This is a genomic window from Mesorhizobium sp. 113-3-3 (assembly GCF_016756495.1).
Classification (GTDB): Bacteria; Pseudomonadota; Alphaproteobacteria; order Rhizobiales; family Rhizobiaceae; genus Mesorhizobium.
This window is the reverse complement of sequence record NZ_AP023243.1, coordinates 2,265,392-2,278,663: the sequence shown is the minus strand read 5'-3', so window position 1 is coordinate 2,278,663 and position 13,272 is coordinate 2,265,392. Positions and strand designations below refer to the sequence as shown.

The following is a 13,272-nucleotide window of genomic DNA, read 5'->3' as shown; positions in this document are numbered from 1 at the left end:
CCGGTTTCGCACCTGATGGCAAACCCGGAAGACACCTTCCGCCAGACCGGCTGGCCGGGTTTGCGGGCCCGGCTGTTCCATCTTTATTTCGTGCTGCGGCGGCCAATGACCCTCGGCGTGCGCGGCCTCGTCCATGACACCGCGACGAATTCCGTCTTCCTCATCCGCCACACCTATGTGCCCGGCTGGCAGCTTCCCGGCGGCGGCGTCGAGGTCGGAGAAACGCTGGCCGAGGCGCTGGCGCGCGAACTCGCCGAGGAAGGCAACATCGCGCTGACCGCCCCCGCGGCGCTGAAGTCGATGCACTTCAACCGTCGCTCCAGCCGACGCGACCATGTCGGCTTCTATCTCATCGAGCAGTTCAGTCAGACCACGCCGAAGCTGCCCGACCACGAGATCGCCGAGGCCGGCTTCTTCCCGCTGGATCGCTTGCCCAGGGACACGACGCCGGCAACGCTGCGGCGCATCGCCGAGGTTTTTGGCGAGGAACCCCCGTCGCCCTATTGGTAAGCTCGTCTTGGCTGTTAAAAAAGTTCCGAGCTATATTGATCAGGAAAATATACGGGGGGCGATTCCATGGATGTCGAACAAGTAAAATCAGTGAGCGTCTGGCCCTATGTCGGCTTTTATAGTCTTATGATGGTGGGCTTGACCGTTGTGTTTATCGGCGTGGCGATGGTCTTTCCTTCGCTGCCGGACAGTTTCGGCCATGCAAGCGGCTTCGCCATCACGTTTGGTTCGACCTCTTTCGCCTCCTACAAATTCATCAACAGGAACCTTCGGCTTTTCAATCGAGACGAATATTGGAAGATAACGCTGTTTTCGTCTCTGGTCTCGTGCCTGCTTTCACTGATGCTCGTCGGCCTTGCTGTTGCGGGCGGCGCCATGCCGGGAAGCAATACCATGCCTGCTCTCGTCTGGGTTTTCGTCCTGCTGTTTGCCGGGCTCATGGTTTTCGCTCTCAACGCCCTGGGCTACTCGAGCCGCATGGGCAAGAATTTCCTGAAAGCGGAGCTTGCCAGACAGGCTCGCGTGAATGCCGAGACCTTCCGGTAAAGTCTCGGCGATTTCAGATCGCGAACTGCTCCCGGTCATGCGGCGCGCCATAGTCCAGTTCCGGCCCGACCGGCACGATCCGCGTCGGATTGATCGTCTCGTGGCTGCCGTAATAATGCGCCTTGATGTGATGCAGGTTCACGGTCGCGGCGACACCAGGCACCTGATAGAGGTCGCGCAGATAGTTCGACAGGTTCGGATAGTCGGCGATGCGCCGCAGATTGCACTTGAAATGGCCCACATAGACCGGATCGAAGCGCACCAGCGTGGTGAACAGCCGCCAGTCGGCCTCGGTGATGCGGTCGCCGACGAGATAGCGCTGTTTTGACAGCCGCTCCTCCAGCCTGTCCAGCGCCGAGAACAATTCGCCGAACGCCTCCTCATAGGCACGCTGCGTGGTGGCGAAGCCGGCGCGGTAGACGCCGTTGTTGACCGCGGGATAGACCAGCGCGTTGATACGATCGATCTGGCTGCGCAGGTGCTCGGGATAGAAGTCGAGGCTTGCATCGCCCCATGCGTCGAACGCCGAATTGAGCATCCGGATGATCTCGGAAGACTCGTTGGAGACGATGGTCTGCTCCTTCTTGTCCCAAAGCACCGGCACCGTCACCCGGCCGGAATAGCCGGGATCGGCCTTGGCATAGATCTGATGCAGGAAATCCAGCCCGTAAAGCGTGTCGCCCGTGGCGCCGTCCTCGGCCAGGAACGTCCAGCCGTTGGCGCCCATGAAATGATGCACGACCGAGACGGAGATGATGTCTTCCAGCCCCTTCAGCGCGCGAAAGATCAGCGTCCGGTGCGCCCAGGGACAGGCGAGCGAGACATAGAGATGGTAGCGCCCGGGCTCGGCCTTGAAGCCGCGCGTCCGGCCTTCGGCCGGTGCTCCATCAACGGTGACCCAGTCGCGCCACTGCGACTGCGTCCGCACGAACCTGCCGCCATTGTCCGCCGTATCATACCAGCGATCCTGCCATCGGCCTTCGACCAGCAATCCCATGCAAATCTCCTTGCGTCCTTTCTTCCAATTTAGGCGCAAGCTCGCCCTGCCGAAGACGTCAGGTGCTGAACAGACCGTCACTTGACAGAGACGGCGGATTAAAACGGCCAATTGCGGCGGCCGAAAATTGATGCTAGCGGACACTCCGCATGTTCGACTTTGCTTTGATCCGGTTTGACCGACGACGAAAGGGCGCCCGCGCTTGATGAAGCGCTGACTGGCGAATGCTGCCGTTTGCAGCAACCTTTCCTCCTGACCGGAACGCAAAGACCATGAGCCTTGCCGACGTGAAATACCTGCCGGAAACTCCGGCGCACGACCCTGAAATCGAAGCCATCAATGACGAGGCCTTCGGGCCCGGCCGCTTCGTGCTGGCCGCCTACAAGATCCGCGAAGCCGGCGGCCACGAGCGCGCGCTGTCCTATGTAGCGGTCGACGGCGATCTCGTCGTCGCCTCGGTGCGCATGACCCGCATCGCCGCCGGCGCCGGCCGCGCGTTGATGCTCGGACCGCTCGCCGTGCGGCCGGCCTTCAAGAATCTCGGCATCGGCCGCCGGCTGGTGGCGATCGCGCTCGAAGCGGCGGCAAAGGTCGGCGCGCCGGCCGTCATACTGGTCGGCGACGAGCCCTATTACGGGCCGCTCGGTTTCAAGCGCATCCCGCGCGGCCAGATCTCGATGCCGCGCCCTGTCGATCTAGACCGCCTTTTGTCGCACGAGATCACGCCGGGCGCGGTCGCCAGGCTCACGGGCGAGGTTGGCCATGCCAGCCAGGCCAGGATCGCCGAGCACGTCTAGCCGATGGCTTGACCTTGACCGCCGATCCGGGCCTGATCCGTCCCTGCTTCCTTGGAGCAATTCCAGGAAGATGTGAAACTGTTCGGCGCTTTCGTGAAATGATGAATTGCTCCGGGAGAGGATGACGCCATGAACCCCAACGGCCAGATCGCGATCGTCACCGGCGGCGGCTCCGGCCTTGGCGAGGCAACGGCGCGTGCGCTTGCCGCCAAGGGCGCCCGCGTCGCCATCTTCGATGTCGGCATCGACCGCGCCGCCAAGGTCGCGGCCGAAATCGGCGGCATTGCCGTCCAATGCGACGTCAGTAGCGCCGACAGCGGCACCGCGGCCCTCGCCGAGACGGCGAGCAGGCTGGGCGAGCCGCGCCTGCTGGTCAATTGCGCCGGCATCGCCATTGGCGTGAAGACGGTCGGCAAGGACGGGCCGCATCCGCTCGATCAATACCGCAAGGTGATCGAAGTCAATCTGATCGGCACCTTCAACATGATCCGCCTGGTCGCCGACCGCGCCGCCAGGCTCGAGCCGCTGTTGGGCGGCGAGCGTGGCGTCATCGTCAACACCGCTTCGGTCGCCGCCTATGACGGCCAGATCGGCCAGGCCGCCTATTCCGCCTCGAAGGGGGGCGTGGTCGGCATGACGCTGCCGGTGGCGCGCGACCTTGCCCGTTCCGGCATCCGCGTCTGCACCATCGCACCCGGCATCTTCAAGACACCGATGATGGCCGGCATGCCGCAGGAGGTGCAGGATTCGCTGGGCGCCGCCGTTCCCTTCCCGTCCCGCCTCGGTGAACCATCCGAATATGCGGCACTTGCCCTGCACATCATCGAAAACCAGATGCTGAACGGCGAAACCATCCGCCTCGACGGCGCCATCCGCATGGCGCCGAAGTAGTACAGTCACCTTGGAAGTGCGATGCGGCTCCGGGTGATTTGCATAGAGTGCTTGCCAAGACCGGCATCATCGCCTGATAAGTGGAATAGAAAAATCAACTTAGCAGGACGGGACCCTTGGACGATCGAAAGAAGGACGTGATCCGCCAGACCGACGCCGAGGCGATCCGGTTGGCGAAGACGCTTCTGCGCAGCGCTCGCTTCGGCGCCCTGGCGGTGCTGGAACCGCAGACCGGGTCACCGCTGGCGAGCCGGGTTGGTGTCGCCACCGACATCGACGGCGCGCCGCTGATCCTGGTTTCGATGCTCTCGGCGCACACGCCCGCCATGCTTGCCGATCCACGCTGTTCCCTCCTGCTCGGCGAGCCCGGCAAGGGCGACCCGCTGGCGCATCCGCGCCTGTCGCTGATCTGCCAGGCATCGCGGCTCGAGCGTGGCTCTGAGGCGCATGCTCGTGCCCAGCGCCGCTATCTCAACCGCAATCCGAAGGCGAGCCTCTATGCCGGGCTCGGCGACTTCTCGATCTTTCGCCTCGAGCCACAGCGCGCCAGCCTCAATGGCGGCTTCGGCAAGGCCTATCTGCTCGATCGCTCCGATCTCGTCTCCGTCGGCCCCATCGTGGAAGAGCTTGCGGCGAGCGAACAACCCGCCGTCGAGCACATGAACGCGAACCATCTGGACGCGATCGCCGTTTACGCGCATTATTACGCTGGGGCATATGGTGATGGCTGGAGCATCGCCGGGTTGGACGCCGACGGCATGGATCTGCTGTCGGGAGACAATGTTTGCCGGGTATTCTTTCCACAACCTCTGGTAGCGGCACGGGAATTGCGGCCCGTTCTGGTCGAAATGGCTAGGGCCGGCCGAGCCGCTGGGCAGACAAATAATGAAACTTAATTGCATTTGATCAAAAGCAACACTTGAGATTTGAAAGAAATGTTCTACCCTTCAGAGATGGCGCTGACTCGTCAGTGGCCTTTCGCAAGTGAATTTATGGATTCAGGCACCATTGCCCCCATGGCGCCTCGATGAGCAAACAGCATGGGGCATTCATGGTCTCGACAAAGCTAATCGCCAACGCCGAATCTGCTGCCGAATTTTTGATGCTCATGGGCAACGAAAAGCGGCTTCTGATTATGAGCTATCTGATCGACGGTGAAATGTCGGTCGGCGCCATCGCCGACAAGGTGATGCTCAGCCAGTCCGCGCTCTCGCAGCATCTGGCCAAGCTGAGGGCGCTTGACCTCGTGGAAACCCGCCGCGACCGCCAGATGATCTACTACTCCTGCAAGTCCGACGCAGTGCGCGAACTGCTTGTCGTGCTGGATGGTATTTTCGGCACCGGCAAGGAGGATCTGTCCCAGATGGCGCAGAGGTTGCGCCGCGCCGGGACTTGACCGGACGCTCCTGCGGCCGTTTACCTCGCTGACGATTTCCAGAGCGTGGGTCGTGCGTCTCTCCCGACGCACGAACCACGCTCTCGCTATTTGAGCGCGGGACATGGACCCAATTCGCATCGACGACCCACGGGATTCGCGCGTCGCCGCCTATCTCGATATCCGCGAACGCGATCTTGCCGGCCGGCAAGGCCGTTTCGTCGCCGAAGGCAAAGTGGTTCTCGACCTGCTTCTATCGTCCGGCCGCTTCGGCGCCGAATCCGTCCTTGTCCTGGAAAACCGGCTCGGCGGCCTGAACGACATCCTGCACAAGGCGCCGGCGGACCTGCCGGTCTACGTCGTCGCCTCAGCGGTGATGGACGCGATCGCCGGCTTCCACATGCATCGCGGCATCCTGGCCATCGGCCGTAAGGAGACGCCGCAAGCGGCCGCGCCGTTGCTGGATGCCTTGCCCGACCAGGCTCTGGTGGTGGTGCTCGTCGGCATCGCCAACCACGACAATATGGGCGCGATCTTCCGCAATGCCGCCGCCTTCGGCGCCGATGCGGTGCTGATGGACGCGACATGCTGCGATCCGCTGTACCGCAAGGCGATCCGCGTTTCGGTCGGCGCCGCGCTCAAGATCCCGTTTGCGTCCTTCGCCGACACGTCAGACTTTACCGCGATGCTCGCCGAACGGCGCTTTGAACAATTCGCCCTGTCGCCGCGCGGACGCATCGACATCCGCGATGCAAGGCCCGCCGAGCGCCTGGCGCTCTATCTCGGCACCGAGGGCGAAGGCCTGCCCGAAAGCCTGCTTGCGCGCCTGCAAACCGTGCGGATCACCATGTCGAAAGGCTTCGACAGCCTGAACGTCGCCGCAGCGTCAGCCATCGCGCTGCACCACTTCTCGCATCGTTAAGGGCGACGGCGGCGCGCCCGCCTCAGTTCGCGTCCGCCTTCTGCAAGGCCCGCACACGGTCGGCGAGGCTGCGATCGCCGCCATTGGATCGGCTGTCCTGCGGTGCCGCCAGCGCCTTGGCGATCGGGGAATCGGGTCCCTCGAGCTTGGCCGTCAGATGGACGACCTCAGCCGCCAGCTCGTTCATCTGCTCGCGCAGCGCGGCGCTGCCATTGGCCGTATCCGACGATGCCATGGCGCCGAGATCCGCCTTGAGCCGCTTGTTCTCGCGCGCCAGCGCCGTCAGCCTGGCCTCCAGCCGCTCGCGGTCGCTGTCGAGCTTGGCGATCGCCTGGTCCAGATCATCGCGCTGCCTGGCTTCGTCATGCCTGCCCGCTTCATCGGGCTTGCCGACCAGCCGCAAGGCCGGTCCGCCATCCTCGGCCTTCGCCTTTTCGCGCAGCCGCGCCAATTCCTTTTCGCGGCGGTCGAGCTTGTCCTCGCGATCGGCGAGCGTCGCCAGCAGCCGCTCCACCTTCTTGTCGAGTTCGGCCGCCCTTTTCTTCTCCGCCTTCAGCGCATCGCGCGCGGCCTTGCTTTCGGCCGCGATCTCCTGATGGCGCCGGTCTGCTTCCTTGCGCTGGCCGCGCAGCAGCGCGATATCGCTGGCCAGCTTCTGCAATTCGGACTCCCGCGCCACGAGCTCGATCTGCCGGTTGGAAGAAGAAAAACTTGCATCGTCGTACATGTGCTCCAGCTTTTCGAGCTCCAATGCCCGCTTCTCCAGCTTGCGTTCGGTTTCCTTGTGACGCTCCGAAAGTTGATGCAGTTCCTCTTCGCGCTGCCGCAGCGCTTCGTTCTTGGCGCCGAGTTCGGCGAGCGCGTGGTTCTTGTCCGTGCGTTCGATCGCCAACCCCTTCAACGCCTCGCGGCCACGATTGATCTCGACGAGCTGTTCGGCCGCTTTCTCGCGCAGCGCCTTGACGTTCATCTCGAGGCGGCGCGTCGTCATGGCGTACTCGGCCCGGATGCTGTCCTTGTCTGCCTGGATTTCGCTCTGCGTCAGCGGGATGGAGGCCTCGATGCGCCTGCGGGTCAACGCGACGGCACGCCGCCAGACGGCCGGCGCCACCATCAGCGCCAGGAAGCCGGCACAGAGAAAGCCGAGGGCAAAGAACAGGACCGACTGAACCAAAGGACTACCCGCTATCGGCGGCAACCGCCGGAACTGGACCGCATCATACTGGCATGGCGGAAATCCGGCGCTGCGGCAAGAGCTTGCCGCGGCGCGAGGAGGGTCACAGGCCTACAATTCCCATCGAAAACTTGGCATTGCGGTCACGAAGGGTCGAACTTTAGAACGGATTCCAGGTCGCCCGCTCGGTCAGTTTCAGATAGCCGAGATTGACGCCGAGCCGGGCGCCGACGCCGGTGCGGATCGGCACCAGAAGCACATTGTTGTTCTTCAGCACATTGAAACCGACACCCGCCACCACATAGGCCGAACCGGCGACGCCGCCATAGCGGTTGTAGAGGTTGCTGACATCGTCGAGATTGTAGACCAGCATCATCACCCGGGACCCCTCGCCGCCGAAATCCCAGCCCAGCGACGGGCCTTGCCAGAACACTTTGTGGTCGCCGGCATTCTTGGTGTAGAGCGTGCCTTCGCCGTAGGTCAGGCCGCCGATCAGCGCGCCCGAACCCTCCTCACCCAGTAGATAGCCATTGGGCAGGCCGTAAGAGGCGAAGATCTTCTCGACGACGGTGGCGAGCCCACCCGATGTCGCGCCGAAGAACTTGTGACCGGAATCGATAATCTCCTGAGCGGTGTATTCCTGGGCCCGCAGGGCTGAGGTCGAGAAGACGAGGACGCCCATGAGCGTGATCGCCATTGAGATGACGCGGAGGAAACTCCGGTCGTAGAATCGGGAAAACATGCTTCCAATCTCCGTCATGGAGCACTTTCGCCGACGCCTCGCATCCGGTCCGGCTCTTTAGGCGGCCGTTAAGGATGACTGTTAGGGGCAAACTATGCCGTAATTCTTTTTCAACCATTAACTCCCACAGGAAGATGGCGGTTCGAAGGCTGGCTTTTGGGGTCGCGCGGCGCTGAAAGCCCGCGCAAACGCGCCATTTGCCCCGACGACAGTTTCGGATTTGTTGCTGTACATACGAGTGCTGTGTATTCAGAGAGCCTCGGGTTGAAGCGTGATTCGTGTGGGCAGGCGCGACAATCAATCGCTCGGCCATGAATTGTGGAATTTTGCAGGGATTTTCACCGATGGCCGATCTGTTCACCCTTTCCGCGCCTGACCTCGCGGCGCTTCTGTGCAGCCGCGTCTGCCACGACATCATCTCGCCGGTCGGCGCGATCAACAACGGGCTTGAACTGCTTGACGAGGGCGGCGCCGACGAGGATGCCATGCGCCTCATCCGCCAGAGCGCCAAGAACGCCTCGGCCCGGTTGCAGTTCGCCCGCATCGCCTTCGGCGCGGCAGGCTCCGCCGGCATGCTGATCGACACCGGCGACGCCGAAGCGGTGGCAATCGCCTTCCTCAAGAACGAGAAGCCGGAACTGACCTGGAACGGGGCACGCGCGCTGCTGCCCAAGAACAAGGTCAAGCTGCTGCTCAACCTGATCCTGGTCGCCAACGCCGCCATTCCGCGCGGCGGCAAGCTGGTCGTCACCCTCGAGAATCTCGAAACCGAGCCGCGCATTTCCCTTTCGGCAAGCGGCCCGATGCTGCGCGTGCCGCCGAAATTCCTCGAACTGCATTCCGGCCACAAGCCGGAAGAGCCGATCGACGCGCATTCGGTGCAGCCCTACTACACGCTGCTGCTGGCCCGCGAGGCCGGCATGACGATATCGATCCACGCGACCGCGGAAGAAATCGTGCTTTCGGCAGCCTGAGCGTCCGGCCGGCTTGCCGGAAGAACAAAGTATTTCAACGGCGTAATATTGCCGTGACGGCTCAATCGGCAGCGGCAGCGAAGCATTCGCGAAGAAAAGCCTCTCCAGCGGCATCTTTCCAAAAATTTTACCTAAAGGCTTTTCGGGTTCTTTACCAGATCGGCCTAGGGTGATCGGCAGATGCCCCGCACGACCGGATTGCCCTGAGGCAAAGAGGACCCGGAAATGAAACGCTGCATGTTCGTCGACGATTCAAGCGTCATCAGGAAGGTTGCAAAACGCATCCTGGGCGGTTCCGACATGGTGGTCATCGAAGCAGCCAGCGGGCTTGACGCACTGGAGATGTGCGCCGCCGACATGCCCGACATCATCGTCGTCGACGGTGCCCTGCCGGACGTGCAGGCGGTTGACCTCATCCGCCGCGTGCGCGCCATGGAAAGCCCGATACGGCCGCAGATCCTGATCTCGCTGGTCGAGCTCGACATCGCCTCGATAATGCGAGCCAAACGCGCCGGCGCCCAGGGCTATCTCCTGAAGCCGTTCAATCGCCCGCAACTGCTCGAGCGCTTTCGCAACCTGAAAATCGCCGCCTGAGGCGGCAAGGCCCTCGCATTGCCGATCCATGACGGCAAAAACCCGGCCGAAGCCGGGTTTTTTGTCTGACAAGGCAATGATTCGGGCGATGCCCGCCGCTCAGGCGCTGACGCGGATATCTTCGGGTTCGCGCAGCACGTAGCCGCGGCCCCAGACCGTTTCGATGTAGTTCTGGCCACCGGATGCGGCGTCGAGCTTCTTGCGCAGCTTGCAGATGAAGACGTCGATGATCTTCAATTCCGGCTCGTCCATGCCGCCATAGAGGTGGTTGAGGAACATTTCCTTGGTGAGCGTGGTGCCCTTGCGCAGCGAGAGCAGCTCCAGCATCTGGTATTCCTTGCCGGTGAGGTGCACGCGCTGGCCGCCGACTTCGACGGTCTTGGCGTCGAGGTTGACCACCAGGTCACCGGTGGTGATGACCGACTGGGCATGCCCCTTGGAGCGCCGCACGATGGCATGGATGCGCGCCACCAGCTCGTCCTTGTGGAACGGCTTGGTCATGTAGTCGTCAGCGCCGAAGCCGAGGCCGCGCACCTTATCCTCGATGCCGGCCATGCCGGAGAGGATCAGGATCGGCGTCTTCACCTTGGAGAGGCGAAGCGTTCTCAGGACCTCGTAGCCGGACATGTCTGGCAGGTTGAGATCGAGAAGGATGATGTCGTAGTCGTAGAGCTTGCCCAGATCGACACCCTCTTCGCCGAGGTCCGTCGTATAGACATTGAAACTTTCCGATTTCAGCATCAGTTCGATGCTTTGTGCGGTTGCACTGTCATCTTCTATCAGCAGAACACGCATTTCATTCCCCTTTTCTGCTGCCGGACCATTTCACGACCCGTCCTGCCCCGGAGCAGTGGTTGCCTTGTGCAGAGGCTGCCATTGAATGGTTAACAAAACCTAATTTCCCGTCCATGACGGTATCAGATTTTTTAACCCCTTTCTACACCCTCTTGAATCTAATAACGAATCTCATACCCAAATTCCTAATGCAACACATTAACAACCTGGACTAAGCGACTCCAGGGACTCATCGACGCGCCTTCGCTTCGGCGGCCGGAATTTTTACCCGGCCTTAAGTCCTGAGCCGTATGATTAACAATGCCCGTAAACGAATGGTTACCGCCGGCAAAAAACTTTAGGGTTTTGTTTCCCATAGTTCGGGAGATGCCGGTGGACATGGGCAACGCCTGGGCCTTTCCAGGTGGTTTGGACGATATGTGCGGGTGTGCGTTTCCGGGAGTACCGAATCATGAAGTCACGTGAAAACCTCGTTCGGCTGAAACAGTTTCAGGTGAATGAGAAGCGGCGGCAGCTGCTGCAGCTCGACATGATGATCGCCGAGTTCGAACGCATGGCCGTCGAACTGGAGCTTCAGATCACCGCCGAGGAAAAGAAAGCCGGCATCACCGACATCAATCATTTCGCCTATCCGACCTTCGCCAAGGCGGCGCGCTTGCGCCGCGACAACCTCAGAAATTCGCAAAGCGACCTCGCCCAGCAGCGAAGCGCTGCCGAATCATTACTCGGCGAAGCTGAAGCGGAGCTTTCCAAGGCCGAAATGCTGGAATCGCGAGACACCAAGGTTCGCGACGCCGAAACCGGCGGCCGCAGCGCCATGATCGGCTGAGCCGGCCGATATCCGCATAATCGACGCGGGCGCGTGGCTCATCGAGCGATCGCGCCGAACCCGGCAATTGCCGCGAGATCCCCGATCTAGGCGGCCCAATCACCTTCATGTGCGGCAATCGCCTTGGCGCGGGCATCCTTGATGTCAGGCGCGTGCTGCTCCGCCCATGCCCTGATCTGGGTAAGAAGGGCCCCAAGGTTCTGGCCAAGCTCGGTCAATTCATATTCGACGCGCGGCGGAATGACCGGGAAGATCTCGCGCCGCACCAGGCCGTCGCGCTCCAGTACCCGCAATGTCTGCGTCAGCATCTTGGGCGTGATGCCTTCGAGCTTTCGGGCAAGCTCGCCATTGCGCAGCCGGCCTTTGCGCAGTGCGCAGACCACCAGGTAGACCCATTTGCTGGCCAGCATCTCCAGCACCGTGTGCGAAGGGCAGGTCCGCCGGTATGCGTCATAGCCAAAGGGAGAAGCGTCTTCACTATCCATGAGGTACCTATATATCACGAAGGTACATACTGGACAAGTGACTATTACTATCCAAATGATAGCGGCACCAACCAAGCAGGAGAGGTTCCATGCGTGCCGTTACCCAGAATTCCGTCGGCGGACCCGATGTCCTTGTCATTGCCAACAAGCCCGACCCCGCACCCAAGGCCGGCGAAGTGCTGGTCCGCGTCAAGGCGGCCGGCATCAATCCGGTCGATGGCGCCGTGCGCGGCGGCTACTATCCGCTGCTTGGCGAGCCGCCCTTCATCCTCGGCTGGGATATTTCGGGAACGGTCGAGGCGCTGGGCGCCGGCGTCACCGGCCTCAAGGTCGGCGACGAGGTGTTCGGCATGCCGCATTTCCCCAAGCAGGCGGCGGCCTATGCGGAGCTCGCCGCGGTGCCCGCCGACGAGATCGCACTGAAACCAAAGCGAGCCGACCACATCCAGACAGGCGCCCTGCCGCTGGCCGGCCTGACCGCCTGGCAGGGCCTTGTCCGCCATGGCGGACTGAAATCGGGCCAGCGCGTGCTGGTGCATGCGGCGGCCGGCGGCGTCGGCCATCTGGCGGTGCAGATCGCCAAGGCGCGCGGCGCTTATGTCATCGCCACCGCCAGCCCCAACAAGCTCGATTTCGTCCGCAAGCTCGGCGCCGATGAGATCATCGACTACACCAAGGGTGATTTTACCAGCCGCATCAGCGACATCGATCTGGTACTGGACCCGATAGGCGGGGAGCATGCCGAACGCTCGCTGAAGGTCATCAGGAACGGCGGCGTGCTGGTGTCCTTGCTGAACCTCAGCGACGCCACCAGGGCGCTGGCCAGCGCGCGCGACATCCGCGTCGAGCGCATGTCCGTCGTGCCTGACCGCGAAGGCCTGGTGGAGCTTGGCCGGTTGATCGACGCGAACAAGCTCACCGTCCATGTGGCCAAAAGCTTCCCGCTCGAAGAAGCGGGTGCTGCCCACGCCTTCCTCGCCACCAAACCGATCGGCAAGGTGGCGCTGACGGTCTGACCAACAAAGACACGCCCCAAAAGCAAAAGGGCGCGGAATGCCGCGCCCTTTTGTATCTTCGGCCCGGCCCTAGTGCCGGTATTGCTGGATGCGCGTGGTGCGCAGCCCGGCAAGGCCATATTCGTCGATCGACGCCTGCCAGGACAGGAATTCCTCGGTGGTGAGCTTGTAGCGCTGGCATGCCTCCTCAAGGCTCAAAAGCCCGCCGCGCACCGCCGCGACCACTTCCGCCTTGCGCCGGATAACCCAGCGACGCGTGTTGGTCGGCGGCAGATCGGCAATCGTGAGAGGGCTGCCGTCAGGCCCGATAACATACTTAACTCTAGGTCTAACCAGATCGGTCATCGTACTCTCTACAAAAAACTCAAAGACCCAATCCCCGCCACGTTACCGCCACAGCTTTAAAAATTGCCTAAGCAGACCCTAATGACTAGGTAAGGATCGTGAACGCCGCGTTAGTCTTTTCGCAGGCATTTGAAACATCCGGCTGGAAGCGTTGAATTGGTTGGGAAAAATCCGGCCGATGGCGGATCGCCCGCAATTCGTCGATCGCCTTGCAAGCTGGCGCTGCCGGAAAGCTTGACCTATATTCTCGACATTGGCATTCAGACGCCGCGCAGAATGA

17 protein-coding genes are annotated in these 13,272 nt (G+C 62.0%); 11 read left to right on the top strand and 6 right to left on the bottom strand.

Going from position 1 to position 13,272, the window contains the following annotated elements; translation table 11 throughout:
• The first annotated feature begins 15 nt into the window (after positions 1-15).
• The gene (locus JG746_RS11000) at positions 16-510 is read left to right on the top strand and encodes an NUDIX domain-containing protein (RefSeq protein WP_202358146.1); all 495 of its coding nucleotides are present in this window, start codon (positions 16-18) and stop codon (positions 508-510) included.
• A gap of 66 nt (positions 511-576) precedes the next feature.
• Positions 577-1,056 carry an ABZJ_00895 family protein gene (locus JG746_RS10995; protein ID WP_202358145.1) on the top strand — a complete coding sequence of 160 codons (480 nt, stop codon included), beginning with the start codon at positions 577-579 and terminating at the stop codon, positions 1,054-1,056.
• Between the two features lie 13 nt (positions 1,057-1,069).
• Here JG746_RS10995 and JG746_RS10990 read toward each other — a convergent pair whose 3' ends face one another.
• Positions 1,070-2,053: a glutathione S-transferase family protein gene (locus tag JG746_RS10990; protein WP_202358144.1), complete on the bottom strand. Its 984-nt coding sequence runs from the start codon at positions 2,051-2,053 to the stop codon at positions 1,070-1,072.
• Positions 2,054-2,325: 272 nt separating this feature from the next.
• On the opposite strand from JG746_RS10990, the gene JG746_RS10985 reads away from it, so the two are divergent.
• The 5 genes from JG746_RS10985 to JG746_RS10965 all read left to right on the top strand — a co-directional run bounded on the left by JG746_RS10985 (position 2,326) and on the right by JG746_RS10965 (position 6,038).
• Positions 2,326-2,850 (top strand): GNAT family N-acetyltransferase, encoded by a 525-nt coding sequence (locus JG746_RS10985; RefSeq protein WP_202358143.1) that lies wholly within the window; start codon positions 2,326-2,328, stop codon positions 2,848-2,850.
• 129 nt (positions 2,851-2,979) lie between these two features.
• Positions 2,980-3,741 carry a 3-hydroxyacyl-CoA dehydrogenase gene (locus JG746_RS10980; protein WP_202358142.1) on the top strand — a complete coding sequence of 254 codons (762 nt, stop codon included), beginning with the start codon at positions 2,980-2,982 and terminating at the stop codon, positions 3,739-3,741.
• Positions 3,742-3,857: 116 nt separating this feature from the next.
• Positions 3,858-4,637 carry a HugZ family pyridoxamine 5'-phosphate oxidase gene (locus JG746_RS10975; RefSeq protein WP_202358141.1) on the top strand — a complete coding sequence of 260 codons (780 nt, stop codon included), beginning with the start codon at positions 3,858-3,860 and terminating at the stop codon, positions 4,635-4,637.
• A 155-nt stretch (positions 4,638-4,792) separates the two neighbouring features.
• Positions 4,793-5,137, top strand: a complete 345-nt coding sequence (locus JG746_RS10970) for an ArsR/SmtB family transcription factor (protein WP_027047319.1) — start codon at positions 4,793-4,795, stop codon at positions 5,135-5,137.
• A gap of 103 nt (positions 5,138-5,240) precedes the next feature.
• Complete coding sequence (locus JG746_RS10965; protein WP_202358140.1) at positions 5,241-6,038, top strand: TrmH family RNA methyltransferase; 798 nt, start codon at positions 5,241-5,243, stop codon at positions 6,036-6,038.
• Positions 6,039-6,060: 22 nt separating this feature from the next.
• Here JG746_RS10965 and JG746_RS10960 read toward each other — a convergent pair whose 3' ends face one another.
• Both JG746_RS10960 and JG746_RS10955 read right to left on the bottom strand, forming a co-directional pair.
• A complete protein-coding gene (locus JG746_RS10960; RefSeq protein ID WP_202358139.1) occupies positions 6,061-7,212 on the bottom strand; it encodes a hypothetical protein in 1,152 nt (383 codons plus the stop codon).
• Positions 7,213-7,372: 160 nt separating this feature from the next.
• Positions 7,373-7,909, bottom strand: a complete 537-nt coding sequence (locus JG746_RS10955; RefSeq protein WP_244277619.1) for a DUF1134 domain-containing protein — start codon at positions 7,907-7,909, stop codon at positions 7,373-7,375.
• A 389-nt stretch (positions 7,910-8,298) separates the two neighbouring features.
• Between JG746_RS10955 and chpT the strand changes: the two genes are divergently transcribed.
• Positions 8,299-8,928, top strand: a complete 630-nt coding sequence (gene chpT, locus JG746_RS10950; protein ID WP_019860754.1) for a histidine phosphotransferase ChpT — start codon at positions 8,299-8,301, stop codon at positions 8,926-8,928.
• A gap of 225 nt (positions 8,929-9,153) precedes the next feature.
• Positions 9,154-9,522, top strand: coding sequence for a response regulator (locus JG746_RS10945; protein WP_019860755.1), 369 nt, complete (start codon positions 9,154-9,156; stop codon positions 9,520-9,522).
• 99 nt (positions 9,523-9,621) lie between these two features.
• Here the strand turns inward: JG746_RS10945 and ctrA are convergent, their stop codons facing one another.
• Complete coding sequence (gene ctrA, locus JG746_RS10940) at positions 9,622-10,317, bottom strand: response regulator transcription factor CtrA (RefSeq protein WP_006203583.1); 696 nt, start codon at positions 10,315-10,317, stop codon at positions 9,622-9,624.
• 451 nt (positions 10,318-10,768) lie between these two features.
• Between ctrA and JG746_RS10935 the strand changes: the two genes are divergently transcribed.
• Complete coding sequence (locus JG746_RS10935; protein ID WP_202358137.1) at positions 10,769-11,146, top strand: flagellar export protein FliJ; 378 nt, start codon at positions 10,769-10,771, stop codon at positions 11,144-11,146.
• An 86-nt stretch (positions 11,147-11,232) separates the two neighbouring features.
• On the opposite strand, the gene JG746_RS10930 is transcribed toward JG746_RS10935, so the two are convergent.
• Positions 11,233-11,631 (bottom strand): winged helix-turn-helix transcriptional regulator, encoded by a 399-nt coding sequence (locus JG746_RS10930; protein ID WP_202358136.1) that lies wholly within the window; start codon positions 11,629-11,631, stop codon positions 11,233-11,235.
• An 89-nt stretch (positions 11,632-11,720) separates the two neighbouring features.
• Here JG746_RS10930 and JG746_RS10925 point away from each other — a divergent pair, with 89 nt between their 5' ends.
• Positions 11,721-12,647 (top strand): NADP-dependent oxidoreductase, encoded by a 927-nt coding sequence (locus JG746_RS10925; protein WP_202358135.1) that lies wholly within the window; start codon positions 11,721-11,723, stop codon positions 12,645-12,647.
• Between the two features lie 69 nt (positions 12,648-12,716).
• Here JG746_RS10925 and sciP read toward each other — a convergent pair whose 3' ends face one another.
• Positions 12,717-12,992, bottom strand: coding sequence for a CtrA inhibitor SciP (gene sciP / locus JG746_RS10920; protein WP_006203587.1), 276 nt, complete (start codon positions 12,990-12,992; stop codon positions 12,717-12,719).
• Between the last annotated feature and the right edge of the window lie 280 nt (positions 12,993-13,272).

Bases quoted from the DNA above. Each gene is read 5' to 3' on its own strand.
- JG746_RS10935 (WP_202358137.1), top strand. From the start codon at position 10,769: ATGAAGTCACGTGAAAACCTCGTTCGGCTGAAACAGTTTCAGGTGAAT.
- JG746_RS10995 (WP_202358145.1), top strand. From the start codon at position 577: ATGGATGTCGAACAAGTAAAATCAGTGAGCGTCTGGCCCTATGTCGGC.
- JG746_RS10945 (WP_019860755.1), top strand. From the start codon at position 9,154: ATGAAACGCTGCATGTTCGTCGACGATTCAAGCGTCATCAGGAAGGTT.
- JG746_RS10955 (WP_244277619.1), bottom strand. From the start codon at position 7,909: ATGGCGATCACGCTCATGGGCGTCCTCGTCTTCTCGACCTCAGCCCTG.
- JG746_RS10990 (WP_202358144.1), bottom strand. From the start codon at position 2,053: ATGGGATTGCTGGTCGAAGGCCGATGGCAGGATCGCTGGTATGATACG.
- JG746_RS10985 (WP_202358143.1), top strand. From the start codon at position 2,326: ATGAGCCTTGCCGACGTGAAATACCTGCCGGAAACTCCGGCGCACGAC.
- ctrA (WP_006203583.1), bottom strand. From the start codon at position 10,317: ATGCGTGTTCTGCTGATAGAAGATGACAGTGCAACCGCACAAAGCATC.
- JG746_RS11000 (WP_202358146.1), top strand. From the start codon at position 16: ATGGCAAACCCGGAAGACACCTTCCGCCAGACCGGCTGGCCGGGTTTG.
- JG746_RS10930 (WP_202358136.1), bottom strand. From the start codon at position 11,631: ATGGATAGTGAAGACGCTTCTCCCTTTGGCTATGACGCATACCGGCGG.
- chpT (WP_019860754.1), top strand. From the start codon at position 8,299: ATGGCCGATCTGTTCACCCTTTCCGCGCCTGACCTCGCGGCGCTTCTG.
- sciP (WP_006203587.1), bottom strand. From the start codon at position 12,992: ATGACCGATCTGGTTAGACCTAGAGTTAAGTATGTTATCGGGCCTGAC.
- JG746_RS10965 (WP_202358140.1), top strand. From the start codon at position 5,241: ATGGACCCAATTCGCATCGACGACCCACGGGATTCGCGCGTCGCCGCC.
- JG746_RS10970 (WP_027047319.1), top strand. From the start codon at position 4,793: ATGGTCTCGACAAAGCTAATCGCCAACGCCGAATCTGCTGCCGAATTT.
- JG746_RS10980 (WP_202358142.1), top strand. From the start codon at position 2,980: ATGAACCCCAACGGCCAGATCGCGATCGTCACCGGCGGCGGCTCCGGC.
- JG746_RS10925 (WP_202358135.1), top strand. From the start codon at position 11,721: ATGCGTGCCGTTACCCAGAATTCCGTCGGCGGACCCGATGTCCTTGTC.